The 17552-nt window shown below is 50.8% G+C and carries 12 protein-coding genes; 8 read left to right on the top strand and 4 right to left on the bottom strand.

The window, feature by feature from the left end:
• Nucleotides 1–85: 85 nt before the first annotated feature.
• Nucleotides 86–1504, bottom strand: coding sequence for a S8 family peptidase (locus KUA49_RS00300; RefSeq protein WP_218413106.1), 1419 nt, complete (start codon nt 1502–1504; stop codon nt 86–88).
• Nucleotides 1505–1729: 225 nt separating this feature from the next.
• On the opposite strand from KUA49_RS00300, the gene KUA49_RS00295 reads away from it, so the two are divergent.
• From KUA49_RS00295 to KUA49_RS00275, 5 genes are all read left to right on the top strand, one after another.
• Nucleotides 1730–3103, top strand: a complete 1374-nt coding sequence (locus KUA49_RS00295) for an MATE family efflux transporter (RefSeq protein WP_218413105.1) — start codon at nt 1730–1732, stop codon at nt 3101–3103.
• A gap of 66 nt (nt 3104–3169) precedes the next feature.
• Entirely contained in the window at nt 3170–3793 is a 624-nt protein-coding gene (locus KUA49_RS00290; RefSeq protein WP_218413104.1) for an AAA family ATPase, read from the top strand.
• A 68-nt stretch (nt 3794–3861) separates the two neighbouring features.
• Complete coding sequence (gene purT / locus KUA49_RS00285; protein WP_218413103.1) at nt 3862–5043, top strand: formate-dependent phosphoribosylglycinamide formyltransferase; 1182 nt, start codon at nt 3862–3864, stop codon at nt 5041–5043.
• 23 nt (nt 5044–5066) lie between these two features.
• Nucleotides 5067–5480 (top strand): sugar 3,4-ketoisomerase, encoded by a 414-nt coding sequence (locus KUA49_RS00280; protein ID WP_218413102.1) that lies wholly within the window; start codon nt 5067–5069, stop codon nt 5478–5480.
• Nucleotides 5477–6421 (top strand): GNAT family N-acetyltransferase, encoded by a 945-nt coding sequence (locus tag KUA49_RS00275; protein WP_218413101.1) that lies wholly within the window; start codon nt 5477–5479, stop codon nt 6419–6421. Before KUA49_RS00280 ends, KUA49_RS00275 begins: the two co-directional genes overlap by 4 nt.
• A gap of 103 nt (nt 6422–6524) precedes the next feature.
• Here KUA49_RS00275 and KUA49_RS00270 read toward each other — a convergent pair whose 3' ends face one another.
• Genes KUA49_RS00270 through KUA49_RS00260 form a run of 3 tightly spaced genes read right to left on the bottom strand, consistent with a single transcriptional unit; the run spans nt 6525 to nt 9207 of the window.
• Nucleotides 6525–7103, bottom strand: a complete 579-nt coding sequence (locus KUA49_RS00270; RefSeq protein ID WP_218413100.1) for a LutC/YkgG family protein — start codon at nt 7101–7103, stop codon at nt 6525–6527.
• Nucleotides 7100–8473, bottom strand: coding sequence for a lactate utilization protein B (locus tag KUA49_RS00265; protein ID WP_218413099.1), 1374 nt, complete (start codon nt 8471–8473; stop codon nt 7100–7102). Before KUA49_RS00265 ends, KUA49_RS00270 begins: the two co-directional genes overlap by 4 nt.
• On the bottom strand, nt 8470–9207 hold the full coding sequence (locus KUA49_RS00260) for a (Fe-S)-binding protein (RefSeq protein ID WP_117661276.1): 738 nt from the start codon (nt 9205–9207) through the stop codon (nt 8470–8472). Before KUA49_RS00260 ends, KUA49_RS00265 begins: the two co-directional genes overlap by 4 nt.
• Before the next feature lie 227 nt (nt 9208–9434).
• Here KUA49_RS00260 and carB point away from each other — a divergent pair, with 227 nt between their 5' ends.
• The 3 genes from carB to KUA49_RS00245 all read left to right on the top strand — a co-directional run bounded on the left by carB (nt 9435) and on the right by KUA49_RS00245 (nt 17433).
• The gene (carB, locus tag KUA49_RS00255; protein ID WP_218413109.1) at nt 9435–12665 is read left to right on the top strand and encodes a carbamoyl-phosphate synthase (glutamine-hydrolyzing) large subunit; all 3231 of its coding nucleotides are present in this window, start codon (nt 9435–9437) and stop codon (nt 12663–12665) included.
• Nucleotides 12666–12932: 267 nt separating this feature from the next.
• Complete coding sequence (locus KUA49_RS00250) at nt 12933–15068, top strand: DNA topoisomerase 3 (RefSeq protein ID WP_218413098.1); 2136 nt, start codon at nt 12933–12935, stop codon at nt 15066–15068.
• Nucleotides 15069–15351: 283 nt separating this feature from the next.
• The gene (locus KUA49_RS00245) at nt 15352–17433 is read left to right on the top strand and encodes an OmpA family protein (protein WP_218413097.1); all 2082 of its coding nucleotides are present in this window, start codon (nt 15352–15354) and stop codon (nt 17431–17433) included.
• The last annotated feature ends 119 nt before the right edge of the window (nt 17434–17552 follow it).

The raw sequence follows: 17552 nt of genomic DNA, 5'->3' as shown, positions 1-17552 counted from the left end.
ATTTCTTATCAGAGGACAAGGGTGCGAGCCTCCGTGTAATCCGTGCCTAATTCTTTTTTCTCCGTGCCTTATTTTTTCTCCGTGCCTATTTTATCGCTTTCCCCGTCTGATAAGCTTTCCAAAAATCAGGAACACCATATCCGAAGACATTATCGGGGTGCTGCTGATTGTTGCCTGCCAATCTTACGAGTTTGATAATCTGCTTGGCAGTCTTGTGGGGAAGTGCCTGCCAGAGACAGGCTACCATGCCGGCTATCAGCGGCGATGAGAACGAGGTTCCGTTATCATTGATGATGCTGCCCCTGCCCGTTATCACGCAGGTGGGACTGCCATACGCCATCACATCCGGCTTGATTCTGCCATCCGCCGTAGGTCCCACGGCACTGAAGGCGGCGTTCGTGCCCTGCTCGTTGATACTGCCCACCGTCAGGATATCCTTGGCATCGGCAGGGAAGTTGATTTTCTTCCAGGCACCCATGCCGTCATTTCCGGCAGAGTTCACGCAGACGATGCCCTTATCGGCACACATCGATGCTGTTTGGGAAATCAGGGCGGTGTTGCCATCCTGCTCATAATAATGATGGTTCATCGAAGCATCATCAAAGCCATGATAGCCGAGCGAGGAGTTGATGATATCCACGCCACAACTGTCGGCATATTCTGCCGCACTCGCCCAATAATCCTCCTCGGCAAGGCTCTCGGTGCGCTCATCCTCGCATCTTACCAGCAGGTATTCCGCTTCCGGCGCCACTCCCACATAGTAGTTGGGCGCATTAGCAGCCATGGTAGAAAGCACCATCGTGCCATGTTCCATCTCAGCAAAGATATTCTTGGATTGCGGCACCACGAAGTCCCTGATGCCCGCCAACTTGATATCGTGCAGTGCCGGAATCTTATCCGCATTCATGAATCCGCCATCGAACACGGCAATCATCATACCCCTGCCCAGATGGTTGTTCTCGTGGAGCCGCTTGCCGTTCATCGCCTTCAGCTGGGCATCGGCAGCTCCATAGAATCCGGCGCCGTTGCCCCATTCGTTCAACCCCTTTCTCACCCCCGACCGTATTCTCTGGCTCACGGAATCGGGAGCGGCGAACACCTTCATCATCTTGCGGATGAAATCGAAGCCGTCAAGCTTGCGGAGTTCCTTCTCCTTGTGGATGCGGATGAGCAGGGTGTTGTTCCACTTGCTCTTGCCCACTATCTCGATGCCGGCATCAGCCACTGCCTTTTCGTAGGCAGGAGCCAGGGGCAGGTCGGTGAGGTCGACAGGGAGTCCCTGTCGCTTGCGCCTTTCGATGGATCGTGCCGAGAGGAACTCCTCTGGGCGGTTCACCGAATAGGGATTATGGTCAAGGTCTTTATCCTTGAGGTAAAGACGATACAACATACATTTGCCGCCTGGGTAGGACACCATGTCGATGCCAGCCACCCTATTATTGTGGGCAAACAATGTAAACGCAGTTAGTAAGAATGCATAAAGCATTAAAAATCTTTTCATCATTATATCGGTCTTTCGATTGTAAATGTTGTCTGTTACGATATGCAAAAGTAGTGATTTTGCAGGAGAATGCCAAAAGAAAAGGGAAGTTTTTATCAGGAAATGCAAGTTTTTCCTATATATATAATAAGGTATCAGATATTTTTTGTAATTTTGCAGACAAGTAGTCGACGCTGCTGCTTTCTGAAAGCAGCAGGGCGATGGGCTATGAGGAAAAAACAGATATAAATGGAAAATAAACAAGCGACATTAGAATTAGGGACGAAGCCGGTGGGCAAGCTGCTCGTTCAGTATGCCCTGCCAGCCATGATTGCGATGACCGCCGCCTCGCTCTACAACATTGTTGACCGTGTATTCATCGGTCAGGGTGTGGGAGCCATGGCCATCTCGGGTCTCGCCATCACCTTCCCCTTCATGAACCTCACCGCCGCCTTCGGAGCCGGCGTTGGCGTGGGAGCGTCCACAGCCATCAGCGTGAAGTTGGGACAAAAGGATTATGCCACAGCGCAGAACATTCTGGGTAACACGATTTCACTGAATCTCATCATCGGTATCGGACTGAGCATCATCTGTCTGCTCTTCCTCGACCCTATCCTGAGATTCTTCGGAGCCAGCGACCAGACGCTCATCTATGCTCATGAGTACATGGTCATCATCCTGCTGGGCAATGTGGTGAGCCACATGTATTTCGGCATGAACGCCCTACTCAGGGCGGCGAGCAAGCCCAAGCAGGCAATGTACGCCACCATCTTCACGGTGGTGATGAACGTGATACTGGATGCGCTCTTCATCCTCGTGTTCAAATGGGGAATACAGGGTGCCGCCATCGCCACCATCCTATCGCAGCTGATGGCGCTGATGTGGCAGTTCAAGCTCTTCAGCAACAAGAACGAGCTGCTCCACTTCAAGAAAGGCATCTACAAACTGAAGAGGAAACTCGTAGATAACATCCTCGCCATCGGCATTTCGCCGTTCCTGATGAACGTGTGCGCCTGCATCATCGTCATCTTCATCAACAACCAGCTGGTGCGTTTTGGAGGCGACCTTTCGGTGGGTGCCTACGGAATAGCCAACGGTATTGCGATGGTGTTCATAATGTTCGTGTTCGGCGTAAACCAGGGAATGCAGCCTATTGCCGGATACAACTATGGTGCCCAGAAACTAGACCGCCTGATGCGCGTGCTGAACCTGAGCATCATCGCCGCCACCGCCATCATGGTGACGGGCTGGCTGATAGCGATGTTCCTGCCTTACTATTGCGCAAGAATGTTTACTACCGATAAGCAGCTGATAGACTTGGGCATCAAGGCAATCAGAGTGGTGATGTTCTGCTTCCCGATCATCGGGTTCCAGATGGTTATCACCAACTTCTTCCAGTGCATCGGAAAGGTGAAGATCAGCATCTTCCTCTCCTTGTCGAGACAGTTGCTCATCCTCCTGCCCCTCCTGGCTTTCCTGCCGATGATATGGGATATTGATGGCGTATGGTACAGTATGCCTATCTCCGACTTCTCTGCCGCAGTCATCGCCGCAATCGTGATGGTGTGCTACATGAACAAGTTGAAAAGACAACACCAAGAACAGCTAAAAGTTAAAAGTTAATAGTTAATAGCAGCTTCGCCGTTTAGCAAGATTGCCCTATAAACTATAAATTATAAACTATAAATTATGAACAAGATTATCATAAACGTGGGTCGCCAGATAGGAAGCGGCGGCCATATCATCGCCGAGAAGCTGGCGGAGGATTTCGGTTGCAAGTGCTACGACCGGGAGCTGCTGAACCTTGCTGCCAAGGAGAGCGGTTTTTCGGAGAAATTCTTCGAGCAGAACGATGAGCAGAAGGGATTCTTCAAGTCTCTCTTCCACACTCATCTGCCTTTCTTGAGCGACAGCAACTTCTATCACAACGACTTCTCGCAGGAAGGCCTGTACAAGTTCCAGAGCGACGCCATCAAGAAGGCTGCCGATGAGGGCAACTGCGTGTTTGTGGGCAGAACCGCCGACTATGTGCTGCGTGATTACAAGAATGTGATCAATATTTTCATCACCGCCAACATCGACGACCGCATCCAGGCGGTGTGCAAGCGAAAGAACATCGACAGAGCCACCGCCCGCAAGTTCATCGAAAGCCACGAGGAGCAGCGTGCCTCCTACTACGATTACTACACTGGCAAGAAGTGGGGACACAGCGAGAGCTACGACCTCTGCATCAACAGCAGCCATCTGGGAATCGAAGAGACAGAGAAGTTTATTGCAGAATTTATCAGAAAGAAGTTCGGACTTAGTGATTAATTATTAGTGATTAATTATTAGTGATTAGTGATTAATTTTAGGGACATAAAATATTAAACATCATATAAATGAAGAAGATTATGCTTTTGGGCTCAGGCGAACTGGGCAAGGAATTCACCATCGCCGCAAAGCGCGCAGGACAGTATGTCATCGCTTGCGACAAGTATGACAATGCACCAGCCATGCAGGTAGCCGACGAGCGAGAAGTGTTCTCGATGCTCGATGGCGACGCATTGACCGCAGTGGTTGAGAAACATCACCCAGACATCATCGTGCCTGAGATTGAAGCTATCCGCACCGAGCGACTCTTCGACTTCGAGAAGGAGGGCATCCAGGTTGTGCCTTCGGCACGTGCCGTGAACTACACCATGAACCGCCGTGCCATCCGCGACCTGGCTGCCAAGGAACTGGGGCTGCGCACAGCCAAGTATTTCTATGCCAAGACTTTCGAGGAGTTCAAGAACGCAGCCGACGAAATCGGATTCCCATGCGTAGTGAAGCCACTGATGAGCTCCAGCGGCCATGGTCAGAGCTATGTTCACAACGACGATGAGCTGATGGAGGCTTACAAGGAGGCGATGGAAGAAGGCCGTGGCGACGTGAAGGAAGTGATTATCGAGGAATTCATCGACTTCGATTCAGAGTTCACCCTGCTCACCGTAACCCAGAAGAATGGTCCTACCCTCTTCTGCCCACCTATCGGCCACGTACAGAAGGGCGGCGACTACCGTGAGAGCTGGCAGCCATTCCACCTCCCAGAGGAAGCTCTGAAGAAGGCTGAGCACATTGCCGGCGAAGTGACCAAGGCATTGACAGGTGCAGGTCTCTGGGGTGTAGAGTTCTTCCTGAGCAAGCAGGGCGAAGTAATTTTCTCAGAGCTGAGTCCTCGTCCACACGATACGGGTATGGTTACCCTCGGTCACACCACCAATCTGAGCGAGTTTGAACTCCACTTCCGTGCCGTGATGGGCTTGCCTATCGCCGGAATCCACCTGGAGCACATCGGCTGTTCTGCCGTGATCCTTTCTCCAGAGGAAAGCACCGAGCCATTGAACTACAACATGCTCGATGCGCTGAAGGAAGACCACACCCGCATCCGCATCTTCGGCAAGCCAGAGGCTCACGTGGGCAGAAGAATGGGTGTAGTGCTCTGCTACGGCGAGAAGGGCGACGACCTCAATCAGCTTCGCGACAAGGCAAAGCGCCTGGCAAAGACCGTATTGGGCACCGACCCTTATATGAAGAAATAAGATTCATGAAAGAATAAGAATTCATGAAAGAAATAGGAAAAATCATCAGTTTCCAGAACACGCATCAATCTGAAGGCTTCCATACCAAGGTGGAGGATTTCAAGGATGTGCCGTTCGACATCAAGCGCACCTACTGGACTTACGATATTCCAGCAGGTGCGGCTCGTGGCGGTCATGCCCACAAGGAATGTCTGGAAGTGATCATCGCTGCCAGCGGTTCGTTTACGGTGATATTGGATGATGGAACCCGGAAAGAAGCGTTCCATCTCAACCGTCCCGACGAAGGACTGCTGGTGAACACGGGCATCTGGCGAACCCTGGAGGATTTCTCTGCCGGTTCGGTATGCTTCGTGCTGGCATCAGAGCTATACGATGCCGATGATTACATCTATGAATACGAGGATTTCCTGGAATATACTAAGAACGGGCAGTCATGATAACGATCAAGAGATACGATTCCATCACCGACCGTGAAAGATGGAACCAGTTTGTGGCGCAGTCCAAGCAAGCCACCTTCCTTCTCCACCGCTCGTACATGGATTATCACAGCGACCGTTTCCATGACCACTCGCTCATGATTTTCCGCAACGACAAACTCTATGCCCTGCTCCCTGCCAATGAGAACGAAGACACGTTCTATTCTCACCAGGGACTTACCTATGCCGGACTGATTACCAACGAGAAGGCGTCGGCAGAAGATGTCTGTCTGGTTTTCGTTGCCATCAACAAATATCTGAAGCAGGCAGGTTTCCGCAAGTGCATCTACAAGCCTATCCCCTGGATTTACCAGCAGCAGCCAGCCGAAGAAGATCTCTATGCCCTTTTCAAGGAATGCCATGCGCAAATCTGCGTCAGGAACATTTCGGCAGTCATCAACCTGAAGCATCCGCTGAAATGGTATAATATCAGGAAGTCGGGTGCCAGGAAGGCTTTAGCGAAAGGCATCGTCGTCGAGGAAAGCGAGGATTACGAATCGTTCTGGAACATTCTGAGCGAGAATCTGATGAACACCTATCATGCCCATCCCGTTCATACATTGCAAGAGATTAAACAGCTCCAGTCTTCTCTTCCGGAAAACATCAAACTGTTTGTTGCTCGGGAGGAAACGGGAAAGATGCTCGGCGGAACCGTTTTGTACATCAGCCCAAAAGTGGTGCATACGCAGTATATTTCGGCTTCGGAAGAGGGAAAGCAGCAGCATGCGCTCGACGCCCTGTTCCAATATCTCATCCAGACGAGATACAAGGATTTCGATTATTTCGATTTCGGAACATCGAATGAAGAAGGGGGAAAGGTACTCAACACCAGCCTCATCTACCAGAAAGAAGGTTTTGGAGGAAGAGGAGTGGCTTATGATACCTATGAATGGACATTATAAGAAAAAATGTAAAATCCCGAAGTTCACCAAGATGATGAGCTTCGGGATTTTTTATGGCTGGAGTTAACAGGGTTAACAGAGTTAACAGTTAACAGCTGTTTTTTTATACTAGCACTACGGTTACGCCTCTGGCTGCCTGCGCACCCATCACCAATGCCTGCTCAATATCGGCAGTCTTGGAAGGACCGGAGATGAAGATACCGAAATTGTACTTCGGATCCATCTCAATGCGGGCATAAGCCTCGTGCATATTGTTCACCACCTTATCTTTCTCCAGGACGATGACGAGATATTCTGAGATGAAAAGCACAGCTTTCTCCTTCATGGTCTGAGGAATCCAGATGCAGCCATTCTCGGCTACACCCACTTCTCCACGGACAATACCCACATCGGTACCATTCAGGTCGTTGGCCTCAGCCACGGTATCAGGATTCTTCTGTGCGATGGTGATTTCAGGCAGATGAGAGGCAAAGACCTTGGCTTCAGGATAAGCCTTCTTCACCAGTTCGTCCAGGCTTTCGCCCTCCTTCGCCTCAATCACATGACCTCCCACAGACTCAGTCATCTCAATAAACTGCTTCAAGGTATCCTCATACTGGATTCCCTTGACATCTACGGCAGGCATATCGAATTGAACGTGCGTATTCTTACGCAACTTGTTCAGGAAATCTTCTTTTTTCATTTTACTTTCCCCTCCTTCCATAATTGATGAAAACTCTTCTTCGCAAACTCAGGCATGGCGTGACCGATGCCCCAGGCATTCCAATTGCTGAAGTGCGTGCAGCATTCAGGAACCAGGTTGACAAGCGGAGCAAACTGCAGGGCGGTGGTGTAGAGCGCAGGACGGTCGAAGAGATACTTCATACCATTCGACATTGCTCTCTTCACAGGATTAGCCTTGCCCAATCTCTCCAGACTCTGGCGCCAAGCGTAAATCTGAGAACCAGGGCCCACCTTGGAAGGACATACATTGTCGCAAGACAAGCACAAGGTGCAGGCTGAAACATTGTCGCTGTACTTCTGAGGATTCTTCAGCATTCCCAGGTTCACACCGATAGGACCCGGAATGAAATAGGTGTAACTGTATCCGCCCGAACGGCGATAAACCGGACAGGTATTCATGCAGGCTCCGCAGCGCATGCACTTCAAGGTCTGCCAGTGGTCCTTGTCGGCAAGAATATCGCTTCTGCCATTATCCACCAGAACCACATGCATCTCGGCACCCGGACGAGCCTGACGGAAATGAGAAGTGAAGGCGGTGGTAGGCTGACCGGTTCCGCAGCGGCAGAGCAGACGCTGGAATACAGCCAGTGACTTATAGTCAGGAACCAGCTTCTCGATACCCATCGCCACGATGTGGAGCTTAGGCATGGAAGTGGTCATATCGGCATTACCCTCGTTGGTGCAGACCACGCAATCGCCGGTGGCAGCCACGCCAAAGTTGCAGCCGGTCATACCTGCTCCAGCTTCCATAAACTGGTCGCGCAGATGATGGCGGGCGCAGCGGGTCAGATAAGTAGGATCGTAGTTTCCAATTTCCTTGGAGATTCCCTTCTCCTCGAACATCTTTCCCACTTCCTCACGTTTCAGGTGGATGGCAGGCATCACGATGTGGCTTGGCTTCTGGTGCAGGAGCTGGATGATGCGCTCACCCAGGTCGGTCTCCACCACGTCAATGCCGTGCTGCTCCAGGTAAGGATTCATCTCGCACTCCTCGGTGAGCATCGACTTCGACTTCACCATCTTCTTCACGTTATGATCTTTCAGAATGCCGAGCACAATCTCGTTAAACTCCTGCGCATCCTTTGCCCAGTGCACCTTTACCCCACGGCTCTCCAGATTCTTGGAAAACATATCGAGGTAATCGGCAAGATGGGTGATGGTGTGCATCTTGATTTCAGACGCATGCTCGCGTAGGTCTTCCCACTCAGGAAGTTCCTGCGCCATCTTATCTCTCTTCTGACGAACAGACCAGAAGGTAGCGTCGTGCCAGGTGGTCTTCTCTACATTCTGCGTAAACTTCGCAGCTCTCTTGGAATGTTCTGTACTCATAATCCTGCAGCTAAAATTTGAACAACATGGATAAACTTAATCGGCATCTTCTCCTTCTTGGCAATACCCGCCATGTGCATCAGACAGGAAGAATCCGGTCCGGTGACATATTCGGCACCCGTAGCCATGTGGCGCTTGATCTTATCCTCTCCCATTCGGATAGAAACGGCAGGCTCCTCGATAGAGAACATACCGCCGAATCCGCAGCACTCATCCTTGCGCTCCGGTTCGTGGATGGTAATGCCTTCCACCATATTCAACAGGTCGATAATCTTGTTGAATGGCTTGATGTGTCGCTCAGATGGCGACGACAAGCCCAGTTCCCGCACACCATGGCAACTGTTGTGCACACTCACCACGTGCGGGAATTTGCCCGGCACATGATCCACCTTCAGCACATCGTGAAGGAACTCCACAACATCCATAATCTTCTTTGATGAAATACACTCGTGCTTACCCTCCAGAATCTTAGGGTAATACACCTTTACGTAAGCGGCACATGAAGCTGAAGGAGCTACGATGTAATCGTAATCCTTGAAAAGCTCATCAAATGTCTCTATGACCTTCTCCGACTTGTCCTGAAAACCCGCGTTAGCCATCGGCTGACCGCAGCAAGTCTGCTTTTCGGGATAGCCGACATCCAGTCCGTAGTGCTTTAATAACTTGTATGTAGCCACACCCGCTTCAGGGTATAAGGCATCCACATAACAAGGGACGAATAATCCGACTTTCATTGTTGTTATCACTTTATCTTGTAAGCTATTGTTTAATCTAATTCTACATTGACTATAAGCCGCTGCAAAAGTAATAAAAAAAACGGAAAAGACGAATCTTTTATCTCAGAAATAAGAATAATTCATGTTATTTAACTGTAAAGATTTGCAGAAAATTTGGAGAAACGAAATAAATAGCGTATCTTTGCATACCGAAATAGAAAATAAACTTATAGTTAAATAACATGATGAAGAAACAGCTTAAGAAAGTCCTAGTCCTGGGTTCCGGTGCTTTGAAAATCGGCCAGGCAGGTGAGTTTGACTATTCCGGTTCGCAGGCTCTCAAGGCGCTGCGCGAGGAGGGTATCAGTTCCGTCCTTATCAATCCTAATGTTGCTACAATTCAGACGAGTGAAGGTATTGCTGACAAGGTTTATTTCTTGCCGGTGACACCTTTTTTTGTAACTGAAATTATCAAGAAGGAACGCCCTGACGGCATTATGCTGGCTTGGGGTGGACAGACGGGTTTGAACGTGGGTACAGAGCTTTACCTCAGCGGCGTGCTCAAGGAGTATGGTGTGGATGTATTGGGTACCTCGGTAGAGGCTATCATGAACACTGAAGACCGCGACCTCTTCGTAAAGGAGCTTAACAAGGTTGACCTCAAGGTTCCAGTAAGCCACGCTTGCGAGAACATGGAGGAGGCTGTGGCTGCAGCCCGCAACATCGGCTTCCCTATCATGATCCGTTCTGCCTATGCGCTGGGTGGTCTCGGTTCCGGTGTCTGCAAGACCGAAGAGGAGTTCAAGGAGATTGCTGAATCTGCCTTCACTTTCGCACCTCAGGTACTCGTTGAGGAGAGCCTGAAGGGATGGAAGGAGATTGAGTTCGAGTGCATCCGTGATGCGAACGACCGCTGCTTCACCGTTGCCTCTATGGAAAACTTCGACCCGCTGGGTATCCACACCGGTGAATCTATCGTAGTGGCTCCTACCTGTTCTCTCACCGACGAGCAGGTGAAGATGTTGCAGGACATCGCCGTGAAGTGCGTCCGTCACCTCAACATCGTGGGTGAGTGCAACATCCAGTATGCTTTCAATGCTGAGACCAACGACTACCGTATCATCGAGATCAACGCTCGCTTGAGCCGTTCTTCAGCCCTCGCATCTAAGGCTACAGGTTATCCTTTGGCTTTCGTTGCAGCCAAGATTGCCCTCGGTTATACACTCGACCAGATTGGCGAGATGGGTACTCCTAACTCAGCTTATGTGGCTCCATCACTCGACTATATGATCTGCAAGATTCCTCGTTGGGATCTTACCAAGTTTGCCGGTGTAAGCCGCAAGATTGGTTCTTCCATGAAGTCTGTAGGCGAAATCATGTCTATCGGCCGCTCATTCGAGGAGATGCTCCAGAAGGGTCTCCGTATGATTGGTCAGGGAATGCACGGTTTCGTCGGCAACGACCACACCAAGTTCGACAACCTGGATGAGGAGCTTTCCAACCCTACCGACCTCCGTATCTTCGCCATCGCCCAGGCTTTGGAGGAAGGCTACACCATCGAGCGCATCGAGGAGCTGACCAAGATTGACCCTTGGTTCATCGAGCGCATGAAGAATATCGTAGATTACAAGCACAAGCTTTCTGAATATAATACTTTGGAGGAGATTCCAGCCGAGGTATTGCGCGAGGCTAAGGTATTGGGATTCTCTGACTTCCAGATAGGCCGCTTCGTATTGAAGACTCAGAACACCAATATGGAGAAGGAGGTGCTCGCAGTTCGTGCCCAGCGCAAGAAGCTGAACATTCTGCCTGCCGTGAAGCGCATCCCTACTGTGGCTAGCGAGCATCCTGACCTCACCAACTATCTCTACATGACTTACGCCGTAGAGGGTTACGACATCAACTACTACAAGAACGAGAAGTCTGTCATCGTTCTCGGTTCGGGTGCTTACCGCATCGGTTCTTCTGTAGAGTTCGACTGGTGTTCTGTAAACGCCATCAACACAGCCCGCAAGTTGGGTTACAAGTCAATCATGATCAACTACAACCCGGAGACTGTATCTACCGACTACGATATGTGCGACCGTCTCTACTTCGATGAGCTTTCATTCGAGCGTGTACTCGATGTCATCGACCTGGAGTCACCACGTGGTGTGATTGTTTCTGTAGGTGGTCAGATTCCAAACAATCTGGCTATGAAGCTCCATCGCCAGTCTGTGCCAATTCTGGGTACATCTCCTGTCAACATCGACCGTGCCGAGAACCGTGGTAAGTTCTCTGCCATGCTCGATAAGCTGGGCATCGACCAGCCTAAGTGGAGCGCCCTCACATCAATGGAGGATGTTCAGAAGTTCATCGACGAGGTAGGCTATCCTGTTCTCGTTCGTCCATCCTACGTTCTTTCTGGTGCAGCCATGAACGTTTGCCACGACGATGACGAGTTGCGTCGCTTCCTGGAGGCAGCATCTGAGGTTTCCAAGGAGTACCCAGTGGTTATCTCTCAGTTTATGACAGAGACCAACGAGATTGAGTTCGATGGTGTTGCCCAGAATGGTGAGATTGTAGAGTATGGTATTTCAGAGCACGTAGAGTATGCAGGTGTTCACTCCGGTGACGCTACCATGACCTTCCCTGCTCAGCAGATTTCCTTCGCTACAGCCCGTCAGATCAAGAAGATTTCACGTGCCATTGCCAAGGAGCTCAACATCTCGGGTCCTTTCAATATCCAGTACCTGGCTAAGGGTCGCGATGTGAAGGTGATCGAGTGTAACCTCCGTGCATCCCGTTCATTCCCATTCGTGAGCAAGGTATTGAAGCGCAACTTCATCGAGACGGCTACCCGCATCATGCTCGACGCTCCATACCAGAAGCCAGACAAGTCTGCCTTCGATATCGACCGCATGGGTGTGAAGGCATCACAGTTCTCATTCGCCCGTTTGCAGAACGCCGACCCTGTTTTGGGTGTAGATATGAGTTCTACCGGTGAGGTAGGCTGTATGGGTGATACTTTCGAGGAGGCATTGCTCAACTCATTGATTGCCACCGGCTACAAGATTCCTTCAAAGGACAAGGGCATTATGCTTTCAAGCGGTGGTGCGAAGGAGAAGGCTTCCCTGCTCGATGCTGCACAGGCGCTGGTGAAGAACGGTTACACCATCTACGCTACAGCCGGTACAGCGAAGTTCCTGAACGAGAACAACGTGAAGGCTACAGCCGTAGGATGGCCTGATGAGGAGCACAAGGATCTCCCTAACGTGATGCAGATGATTGCCGACCACAAGTTCGACCTCATCGTCAACATCCCTAAGAATCACACCAAGCGTGAGTTGACCAATGGTTACAGAATCCGTCGTGGCGCTATCGACCACAACATTCCTCTGATCACCAATGCCCGTCTGGCTTCCGCCTTCATCGAGGCATTCTGCACATTGAGCCAGAATCAGCTTCAGATTAAGAGCTGGCAGGAGTACGAGTAATCTCCCACAGATTTCACAGATTTTCACAGATTTATATGAATACGCCCTGAAAGGGCAGAAGCTCCTAGCCCAGGGCAATCGCCCTGGGTTAGATAACAATTAGCAAGGTCGCCCTGAAAGGGCAAAAGCTTTGAATACAAGAAGCTTTTGCTCTTTCAGGGCGACTTTTTTGCTGAATATTTTATTCCCTTCCATGAGAAAAGAAGGCGAAATGATGGCTATCTCATTATTTTATTGTACCTTTGCAAACAGAAATAAGAATAAAGAATGATAGTTTGTATAGCAGAGAAACCTAGCGTGGCTAAGGACATCGCCCGAATCATCGGGGCTACGTCGGCGCGCGACGGTTATATGGAAGGTAATGGTTACCAAGTAACATGGACTTTCGGCCACCTTTGTGAGCTGAAAGAACCGGATGATTATACTCCGATGTGGAAACATTGGAGCCTTGCGGCGTTGCCGATGATTCCACAGCGCTTCGGCATCAAGCTCATCAACGATGAAGGCATCAAGAAGCAGTTTGCCACCATCGAAAAACTGATGCAGGCTGCCGACAGCATCATCAACTGCGGTGACGCCGGACAGGAAGGAGAACTCATCCAGAGATGGGTGATGCAGAAGGCGCAGGCGAAATGCCCCGTCAAGAGACTGTGGATTTCATCCATGACCGATGAAGCCATCAAGCAGGGCTTCCAGGAACTGAAAGACCAGGGGGAATATCAGTCGCTCTATCTTGCCGGACTTTCACGTGCCATCGGCGACTGGATTCTCGGCATGAACGCCACCCGACTTTACACATTGAAATATGGTCAGAACAGACAGGTGCTCAGCATCGGTAGAGTGCAGACCCCTACCCTTGCACTCATCGTGAACCGCCAGAAGGAAATCGACAACTTCGTTTCCGAGCCTTACTGGGTACTCGCCACCATCTACCGCGACACCCAGTTTACGGCAACCAGCGGCAAGTTTACCAGCAAGGAGGAAGGCGAGAAGGCTTTCAGCACCATCGCCGGAAAACCCTTCACCGTTACGGATGTAAGCAAGAAGAAGGGAAACGAGGCGCCGCCTCATCTCTACGACCTCACCTCGCTGCAGGTGGATTGCAACAAGAAGTTTGCCTACTCTGCCGATATTACGCTGAAGCTCATCCAGAGTCTCTACGAGAAGAAGTACACCACTTATCCTCGTGTAGATACCCAGTTTCTCACAGACGATATCTATCCGAAATGTCCGCAGATTCTGAATGGTGTGAGCCAGGCAAGAATAGCCAGTCAGCAGAAATATCTGCCGCTCATCCAGCAGCTCGCCGCCACCGGAAAGAAGTTGCCTAAGAGCAAGAAGGTATTCGATAACAGCAAGGTGACCGACCACCACGCCATCATCCCAACCGGTGTTCCGCCAACCGGACTCACCGATATGGAGGCGAACGTGTATGATCTCATCGCCAAGCGATTCATCAGCGTGTTCTATCCGGATTGTAAATTCTCTACCACCACCGTATTAGGCGAGGTAATCAACGAAGACGGACCAAAACCGGAAAAGATAGAGTTCAAGGTGAGCGGCAAGGAAATTCTGGAACCAGGCTGGCGGGTGGTTTATGCCAAGGATGCGAAGAATGCCGATGACGACGATGCTGATAATGCCAACGGAAATGATGGCGGAAATGCAGGCGATGGAAACGGAAACGGTGCCAAGAAGGAAGTGGTAGAAGAAAGAACCCTCCCCTCTTTCGTGAAAGGCGAATCGGGAGACCATCAGCCTACCCTGACAGAGAAATGGACCACGCCGCCTAAGTATTACACCGAGGCAACCCTGCTCCGTGCGATGGAGACAGCGGGTAAATTCGTGGAAGACGAGGAACTTCGTGCAGCCTTGAAGGAGAACGGCATCGGCCGTCCATCCTCCCGTGCCGGCATCATCGAGACTCTCTTCAAGCGCCACTACATCCGCCGCCAGCGCAAGAACCTGATGGCAACACCAACGGGCATCGAGCTGATAGACACCATCCACGAGGAACTCCTGAAGAGTTGTGAACTGACCGGTATCTGGGAGAAGAAACTCCGCGACATCGAGCACAAGACCTACGACCCAGCCGAGTTCATCAATGGTTTGAAAGAGCAGATTAACCAGATTGTCATCGATGTACTATCGGATAACAGCAGCCGAAGAGTCACCATCATGACAGAGGAAGATCTCAAGAAAAAACCGGAAAAGAAGAAAACGGCGACAAAGAAACCAGAAGCGAAGAAGGCTCCAGCCAAGAAAAAGGATGAAGCCGACCCATTGGTAGGCAAACCATGTCCGCTCTGCGGCAAGGGTGTCATCATCAAGGGCAAGACCGCCTACGGTTGCAGCAACTGGAAATCCGGCTGCCAATACCGCCAGCCATTCTCGCAGATGTAATAAGATATAGCTCAAGTTTCGCATATAAGCTCCACACGCCCTGAAAGGGCAGAAGCTCCTAGCCCAGGGCAGCACCCTGGGTAATCATGGACGCAAGCCTGTCGCCCTGTAAGGGCAAAAGCTTCAAAACACGAGGCAATTTATAAAGCTTTTGCCCTTACAGGGCGCCTTGCTGACTGCTACTATACCCAGGGCGATGCCCTGGGCTAAGAGCTTCTGCCCTTTCAGGGCGTGTGGGAGAGTTGCTTGCGAAAGTTCAGTAAAATAATTAAGTTGTTCCATTATGAAGCAAATAAGATTTTATCAAATCATAACAGCCGTCTGTTGCCTCCTCCTGATGAGTTGCGGCATCGACAAGAATCTGAAAAAGGGAGAGAAGTTCCTGGCTTTGGGCGAATACTACGATGCTGCCGACCAGTTTAAGCAGGCTTACACCAAGACACCTTCCAAGGAACGTGCCAGCCGTGGCAAGATAGCCCTGAAGATGGCTCGCTGCTACGACAAGATCAACTCCACCCCCAAGGCGATTGCCGCCTATCGCAACGCCGTGCGCTACAACCAGGCTTCCATCGACGACCGCCTGGCTTACGCCCGTCTGCTCCTGAAAAACGGAGAATACAAGCAGGCGGAAAAGGAATTCAGAATCCTCGTTGATTCGCTTCCCGACAATGTGCTTGCCCGAAACGGCTTGAAATCGGCACAGCTCGCCCCTACCTGGAAGAAGGAAGGAAGCCGATATAAGGTGAAGAAAATGGATGTGTTCAACTCCCGAAGAGACGATTATTCGCCGATGCTTCTGGGCGATGAGGCCGACCAGCTCTATTTCACCTCTACCCGCAACGAGGCGCAGGGCGATGAACTCAGCGGAATCACCGGCACCAAGGCAGGCGACATCTTTCTTTCAGAAAAGGATGACAAGGGAAAATGGAGTAAACCGGAAGCCATCGCCTCGGGCCTCAACACCGCCTACGACGAGGGTGCCTGCTGCTTCGCTCCCGATGGCAGGGAGATGTATCTCACGCAATGCGTCACCGATGCATCTGCTCCCCGATTCGCCCAAATCGTCACCTCCAGCCGCTCGGATGCGGCATGGGGAAAGCCGAATCCGCTGGAACTCACCAAGGATACCCTGAGCACCTACGCCCATCCGGCTGTCAGTCCGGATGGCGAATGGCTCTATTTCGTATCAGATATGCCGGGCGGCGTAGGCGGATACGACATCTGGCGTGTGCGCATCACCGCTGCCGGACTGGGTGGTGTGGAAAACCTCGGCGAACCCATCAATACCCCGGGCGACGAGATGTTCCCAACCTTCCGCCCTAATGGCGACCTCTATTTCAGCAGCAATGGTCATGTAGGAATGGGCGGTCTCGACGTCTACATCGCCAAGGTGGATAAGAAAACCAAGCAATATAAGATAACCCATCCGGGTTATCCGCTGAATTCCGAAGCCGATGATTTCGGAATGACCTTCGAAGGTCCGCACAACCGCGGTTTCTTCTCATCCAATAGAAAGGATGGACGTGGCTACGACCACATCTATTCCTTTGAGAATCCGGAGATTGTTACCACCATGAAGGGTTGGGTCTATGAGATGGATGGCTACGAGTTGCCTGCCGCCCAGGTTACGGTGGTAGGAAACGACGGAACCTACAAGAAGTTGCCGGTGAAGAGCGACGGTTCTTTCACCATGCCTATCAACACGAAAGTAGATTATCTAATCATGGCATCCTGCAAGGGATTCCTCAACCACAAGGAGGAGCTGCGCGTGGATTCGGCGAAGGAAAGCAAGGAGTACGTACTCCAGTTCCCATTGGCTTCCATCACCGCCCCTGTGCTCATCGACAACATCTTCTACGATTTCGACAAGGCTACGCTGACACCAGCCAGCACCAAGTCGCTCGACGAACTGGTGGGACTACTCAAGGAGAATCCTAACGTTACCATCGAGTTGAGTGCGCATTGCGACTACAAGGGCAATGCCGAATACAACAAACGATTGTCTCAGCGCCGTGCCCAGTCGGTGGTCAACTATCTGATAGCCCATGGCATCGAGAAGGAGCGCCTTACCCCTGTGGGCTATGGCAAGGAGCGACCAAAGAAGGTTCGCAAGAAACTGACCGAGAAATATCCTTGGCTCAAGGAGGGCGATGAGCTTACCCAGGAGTTTATCCTGAAGCAGAGCAAGGAGCATCAGGAGATTTGCAACCAGATCAACCGTCGCACCGAGTTCATTGTTCTTCGCACCACCTACAATATGTTTGATGAGAAGGGCAATCTGAAGAATCCTCCGAAACCAAAGCCAAAGCAGCAGGAGAAGGAATCCGATGACAACGGCTTCGATTTCGAATTTGATTTGGAATAAAAAGTATTTTATCCTAAGAATAATCTTCGTTCAAAAGCTTTGAACTTATGTTCAAAGGCTCAGAACATAAGTTCAAAGCTTTTGAACATAACTTTTATAGAAACAAAAAAACTCTTTCT

The organism is Segatella copri, assembly GCF_019249655.2.
GTDB lineage: Bacteria > Bacteroidota > Bacteroidia > Bacteroidales > Bacteroidaceae > Prevotella.
The sequence above is the reverse complement of the archived record's forward strand: the minus strand, read 5'-3'. Positions and strand labels throughout refer to the sequence as shown.